This is a genomic window from Streptomyces sp. NPDC127084 (assembly GCF_042724175.1).
In the GTDB taxonomy this organism is placed as follows: domain Bacteria; phylum Actinomycetota; class Actinomycetes; order Streptomycetales; family Streptomycetaceae; genus Streptomyces.
Window position 1 is genome coordinate 18,588 of the sequence record NZ_JBHXFA010000118.1, and the last position, 6,115, is coordinate 24,702.

The window sequence follows — 6,115 nt, forward strand, 5'->3', positions numbered from 1 at the left end:
CGCCCGCCACCGGCCCCGGGGGGCACGGGGGGGTGGGGGTTGTGCCCACGCCCCATGGGGGTGGGGGACCCCGGCCCCAAAACGGGGGGGGCCCGCCGCGCGTGCCGCGCGGCGGGCACTCGTACCCGGCTCGACGGCCGGGTACGGCACGATCAGCCGAACAGGTTGTACGCCTGCCAGCCGGTGCCGAAGTCCTTGCGGGTCCCGAAGATCCCGCCGGAGGACTTGCCGTTGCCCGGGTAGAGCCACAGCTTGCCGGTGGTGTCGCGGACGAGCAGGTCGGCGTGGCCGTCGCTGTTCACATCGCCCACGGTGATCAGGGCGTTGAAGCTGCCCGTGGTGAACTTGCCGACCAGGACGCGCGACGCGAACGGAGCGGAGGCCTTGCCGGTGCCCTTGTAGAGGTAGGTGGACCCGTCCGAACCGCGGGCGAGCAGGTCGGGCATACCGTCGTTGGTGAAGTCACCGTGGCCGCGCACCGCGTTGTACTGGCTCCAGCCGCCGCCGACGTTGACGGGTGCGCCGAGGCCGCCGTCGCCCTTGCCCGGGTACAGGTAGAGGTAGCCGGTGGAATTCACCGTGAGGATGTCGGCGATCTCGTCACCGGTGACATCGCCGGGGATGACGAAGTGCTTGTTCTTGGCCCAGCCGGTGGACAGCGCCTTGCGCTGGTACTCCTCCTGCGAGGGCACGTAGTGGTCCCAGTACACGGTGCCGTTGCTCGCGCGGACCAGGAGGTCCTCGAAGTCGTCGCGGTCCAGGTCACCCTGGACCATCGCGCTGTAGCCGCCGAAGTAACCCTCGTTGAGGGTGCGGCTGAAGGACGTGACCTTGGAGGTCCAGCCGAACAGCGTGTTGTCCGATGTCCTGCGGGCGAGCAGGTCGGCGGTGTGGTCGTTGTTCCAGTTGACATCGTCGACCCGGGCCTGGACCGGAGCGGAGTACGTCGACATCTTCGCGTACACGCCGTACTTGCCCTCGGCCGAGCAGTCGACGTCGCCCCAGGAGACGACACCGGCGAGCTTGCCGTTGACCACGAGCGGGCCTCCCGAGTCACCGTTGCAGGTGGTCTCGGTGGTGGCGTCGTCGCCGGTCGGGGCGGCGCCGGCGCACAGCATGTGGCCCTTGACGAACTTGGCGGCGGTCTCGGTGGCCTCCGGGTAGGCGGCGGCGCAGGCCGTGTCCGAGACGATGTCGGCGTCGGCGACCTTCAGTACCTCGGAGCTGCTGTCCGGGTCGGTGGAGCTGGTGCGGCCCCAGCCGTAGACCTTCCCGTCGTTGCCCGCCGCGTACAGGGAGCTGTCCGACGGCTGGGCGAGCGGCAGCGCCTTGACGGTGACGGGGGACGTGAGCGTGAGCACGGCGACGTCGTTGTCGATGTTGACGGCGTCGTACGAGGGGTGGTTCCACTGGCGGTAGGCGCCGCGGACCTGCCCGCCGTGCCAGTCGACGGTGTCCTCGTCGATCACGGTGGCCAGCCGGTCGGCACCGACGACGACCGTTCCGGTGTCGTACCACTTGATGCCCTTGACGCAGTGCGCCGCGGTGGCGACCTTGGTCGGCGCGATGACCGCGCCGCCGCAGAAGTAGCCGCCGCCCGCGCTGTCCTGGAAGTAGAGCTGGGCCATCCACGGCGCCGCGGAGATCGTGGTCTCCTTGCCGCCGATGATGCGGGCACTCGGCGCGCTGCGCTCGGAAGTGCCGGCCTCGGCGGAGTCCGCGGACCCAGAGGACCCTGCGGACTCGGCGCTCTCCGGCGCCGGCTGCTTGACGAGGGTGCGCTTGCTCCGCTCGTCGGCCTTGATCGCGGCCACCACGCGCGAGCCCAGTTCGGCCTTCGAAGGCGCGGCGGGCTTCTGCGCGTCAGCGGCGATGGGCGAACTGCCCTCGCCGGCTTCCGCCGAGCCCGTACCGGTGAAGGCGATACCCGCTCCTGCGAGCGCGACTGCTGCGGCCACGGCTGGGAGCGCGAGCTTCATCCGGCGCTTGTGCCGGCCACCACGGGTGCGTATCTGCACTCGTAAACCCCTCGTGAGAACCGGCGGGGCGCAACCGCCCTGCCGGAAAGAAACGTGCGCGTGGAGGGGTGACACACAGGTATGGGCAGCACGGCGTTCGCGACCCCCGCCTCGCCGTACCGCGTGGTGGAATCCCCCCACGTTGATCAGCAGATGGTACGCGTGTCAACCACAGGTTGACCAGTGAAAGGCGGCGGGTGCCAGCCAACGAATAGGTCAAGAAAGCAGGGCCGCCCCATCACTCGGAAGTGAAAGGGCGGCCCTGTGAGCGCTGAGTGCTCTCGCGAGCAGCCAGTCGTCCCGTGCGTGAACCCGCGGCTTTGGCGTCAGTCGCCGTTGCCGGGCGCCGGGGTCGTCTTCTGGATCTGGAGCAGGAACTCGGGGTTCGACTTCGTCTGCTTCATCTTGTCGAGCAGCAGCTCGATCGCCTGCTGCTGGTCGAGCGCGTGCAGCACCCGGCGCAGCTTCCAGACGATGCCGAGCTCCTCACCGCTGAGCAGGATCTCCTCCTTGCGGGTGCCGGACGCGTCGACGTCCACCGCCGGGAAGATGCGCTTGTCGGCGAGCTTCCGGTCGAGCTTGAGCTCCATGTTGCCGGTGCCCTTGAACTCCTCGAAGATCACCTCGTCCATGCGCGAGCCGGTGTCGACCAGCGCCGTGGCCAGGATGGTCAGCGAGCCGCCGTCCTCGATGTTGCGCGCGGCACCGAAGAAGCGCTTCGGCGGGTAGAGCGCGGTCGAGTCGACACCACCGGACAGGATGCGGCCGGAGGCCGGGGCGGCCAGGTTGTACGCACGGCCCAGACGGGTGATCGAGTCCAGCAGGACGACCACGTCGTGACCCAGCTCGACGAGGCGCTTGGCGCGCTCGATGGCCAGCTCGGCGACGGTGGTGTGGTCCTCGGCCGGGCGGTCGAAGGTCGAGGAGATGACCTCGCCCTTGACCGACCGCTGCATGTCGGTGACCTCTTCCGGACGCTCGTCCACGAGGACGACCATCAGGTGGCATTCGGGGTTGTTGTGGGTGATCGCGTTGGCGATCGCCTGCATGATCATGGTCTTGCCGGTCTTCGGCGGGGCCACGATCAGGCCTCGCTGACCCTTACCGATCGGCGACACCAGGTCGATGATGCGGGTGGTCAGCACGCCCGGGTCGGTCTCCAGACGGAGCCGGTCCTGCGGGTAGAGCGGGGTCAGCTTGTTGAACTCCGGGCGGCCGCGACCCGATTCGGGCGCCATGCCGTTGACGGAGTCGAGGCGGACCAGCGCGTTGAACTTCTCGCGGCGCTCGCCTTCCTTGGGCTGGCGGACCGCACCGGTGACATGGTCGCCCTTGCGCAGACCGTTCTTGCGGACCTGGGCCAGCGACACGTACACGTCGTTCGGGCCCGGCAGGTAGCCGGAGGTCCGGATGAACGCGTAGTTGTCGAGGATGTCCAGGATGCCCGCGACGGGGATCAGGACATCGTCCTCGGCGAGCTGCGGCTCCGCGGCGAACTCGTCGCGGCCACGGCGGCCACGGCGGTCGCGGTAGCGGCCACGGCGTCCGCGCCGACCGCCCTCGTCGTCGAAGTCGTCCTGCGGGCCGCCGCCCTGGCGCTGCTGTCCGCCGCCCTGCGTCTGGCGCTGGCCGCCGCCCTGCTGGTCGTCGCCGCCCTTGCCGCCGCGGCGGTCACGCTGGCGGTCGCCGCGCTCACCGCGGTCACGCTGGCGGTCGCCGCGCTCACCGCGGTCACGCTGGCGGTCGCCCCGGCGGCCCTCGGCCGTGTCGGTCGCGGCTTCGGCCTTGGCGTCGACCTGGGTGTCGGTCTTGGCCTCGGTGCGGACCTCGGTCTTGACGTCGCCCTTCGACTGCGCCGCGGCGGTCTCGCCCTCGGGGCTGCCCGCGGGCGACGTGGCACGGCGGCGACGGCGCTCACCGGCCGGGGCGTCATCGCTGGCCGGCTGGCCGGGGATGTCGATCTGCTGCTGGGCCGCGGCCCTCTCGGCCTTCGGCTCGGCTGCCGCGGCACTGTCGTCGCCAGTGCGGGCCTTGGAGGTGGCACGGCGCTTCGGCTTGGTCTCGGCCGCGGCGTCGGAACCCGCGCTCTTGGCCGGGGAAGCGGCTTGGCCGCCGCCGGCCTGCGCCTCCTTGATGACCTCGATCAGCTGACTCTTGCGCATCCGCGCGGTGCCCCTGATGCCAAGGCCGGACGCGACCTGCTGAAGCTCGGCCAGGACCATGCCGTCGAGGCCGGTGCCGGAGCGGCGGCGCCGTGCGGTGGTGCCAGAGGCAGCACCTGCGGCGGGCGCGGCTGTGTCGACGCTCTTGTCGGCAGTCACGCCCATCAGATCGGTGGTGTCGCTCACGAAGGGTCCTTCCCTGGAGCGGACGTCGGCCATCTGGCTCGGCGACCGGTTGTGCTGTCCGGCACCGGTCCGCGATCTTTCGGATCGTGGACCTGAACCGGGGCGGTAGTCCCGCCGGGTAGGCGGAGGAAATGTACGTGCAAGGTCCGGCCCGAGTCCCCCTGCTCGGCCCTCTCCCGAGATGAGCGAGGGGTGTCGTGCCGTTTCCGGAGCGTGCTCGAAACTGCTCAGGCAGGCTGCTCAGGCAGTTGGGGAGGCTCCCGGAAGAATGGTGGTCCCGGATGGGGACGCAAAGCACCGCTCCACAAGAATGTGGGCTGCGTACTTGAGGTTAACACTACCGGCTCCAACAAACATTCCCCCTCTCCGTCACCGGCAATCCCGTGTCGCTATGAAGCGAGCGGCAGCACGCTCGCGCCGGCCGCGTCGAGCGCCAGCCTGTTCGCCGCCCAGCCCTCGCCCGCGAGCCGTGCGACCTTGTCGGCCGCACCGTCCTCGACCAGCGCGAGCACCGTGGGTCCCGCACCGGAGATGACTGCGGGAACGCCGTCCGCGCGCAGCCTGTTGACGAGGTCGACGCTCTGCGGCATCGCCGGAGCACGGTATTCCTGGTGCAGGCGGTCCTCGGTGGCGGGCAGCAGCAGTTCGGGGCGCCTGGTCAGGGCCTCCACGAGCAGCGCGGCGCGACCCGCGTTGGCCGCGGCGTCGACATGCGGCACCGTGCGCGGAAGGAGTCCGCGCGCGGTCTCGGTGAGCACCGGATTCGACGGCACGAAAACCACCGGAACGATGGAATCCGAGGGATCCATCCTGATGGCCCGGGCCGTACCGGCTGCCGTCCAGGCCAGCGTGAAGCCGCCGAGCAGGCACGCCGCGACATTGTCGGGGTGGCCCTCGATCTCGGTGGCGAGCTCCAGCAGCGCGTCGTCGTCGAGCCGGGTGTCGCCGCCTATGGTCACCGCGCGGGCGGCGACGATACCGGCGCAGATGGCGGCGGACGACGAACCGAGCCCGCGGCCGTGCGGGATGCGGTTGGCGCATACCACCTCAAGGCCGCGCGGCTGCCCGCCGAGCAGGTCGAAGGCGGTACGCAGGGAGCGTACGAGCAGATGGCTCTCATCGCGGGGCAGGGTCTCGGCGCCCTCACCGGCGATGTCGATATGCAGACCGGAATCGGCCACCCGGACGACGACATCGTCATACAGCCCCAGCGACAGGCCGAAGGCATCGAAGCCCGGCCCGAGGTTCGCGCTGGTGGCGGGGACGCGCACCCGGACAGCGGCGGCGCGGAATGCGGGACCGGCCATCGCTCGACGACACTCCTTGGTTGGTTCTGGTCGGATTCTGGTCGACGGAATTCTGATTCTGATCGACGTGAAGAGCGGGCCTGACGTGCTCTGACGAACTTACGAGGACGAGGACGAGGACCCGTGGGCCGAAACGGCAGCAGCACCGCGGCATATGCGGTGGGCCGGTCCGGCACAGCTTATCGAAGGAAGGTTCAGCGGCGACATAGGGCAGAGGGGAGGCGCGCGATGCGTGTCGCGCCCCGGCGGCCACCGTTGGCGTCCCACCGATCTCCCTCAGGTCACCGCACGCGCCCCCGCGACTCCCGCGCCGCGGGGGGGGGTGGGGGCGCCGCGGGCGCCCCGCCCCCCCCCCCTCCGCGCCCTGCGCCCCGGCCCCCGGCGGCCACCGCCGCTGCCGCGCCGCCCGCGACCCGGGCTACGAACAGCCGCCGTGTCACGT

At 70.6% G+C, this 6,115-nt stretch carries 3 protein-coding genes; all 3 read right to left on the reverse strand.

The annotated features are described in order from the left end of the window. Positions 1-152: 152 nt before the first annotated feature. The 3 genes from ACFWI9_RS24485 to thrB all read right to left on the reverse strand — a co-directional run bounded on the left by ACFWI9_RS24485 (position 153) and on the right by thrB (position 5,673). Complete coding sequence (locus ACFWI9_RS24485) at positions 153-1,979, reverse strand: trypsin-like serine protease (RefSeq protein WP_387165184.1); 1,827 nt, start codon at positions 1,977-1,979, stop codon at positions 153-155. A gap of 365 nt (positions 1,980-2,344) precedes the next feature. Next, complete coding sequence (rho, locus tag ACFWI9_RS24490; RefSeq protein ID WP_387165180.1) at positions 2,345-4,366, reverse strand: transcription termination factor Rho; 2,022 nt, start codon at positions 4,364-4,366, stop codon at positions 2,345-2,347. Positions 4,367-4,755: 389 nt separating this feature from the next. Then, on the reverse strand, positions 4,756-5,673 hold the full coding sequence (gene thrB, locus ACFWI9_RS24495) for a homoserine kinase (RefSeq protein WP_387165182.1): 918 nt from the start codon (positions 5,671-5,673) through the stop codon (positions 4,756-4,758). Between the last annotated feature and the right edge of the window lie 442 nt (positions 5,674-6,115).

Bases quoted from the DNA above. Each gene is read 5' to 3' on its own strand.
- thrB (WP_387165182.1), bottom strand. From the start codon at position 5,673: ATGGCCGGTCCCGCATTCCGCGCCGCCGCTGTCCGGGTGCGCGTCCCC.
- ACFWI9_RS24485 (WP_387165184.1), bottom strand. From the start codon at position 1,979: ATGAAGCTCGCGCTCCCAGCCGTGGCCGCAGCAGTCGCGCTCGCAGGA.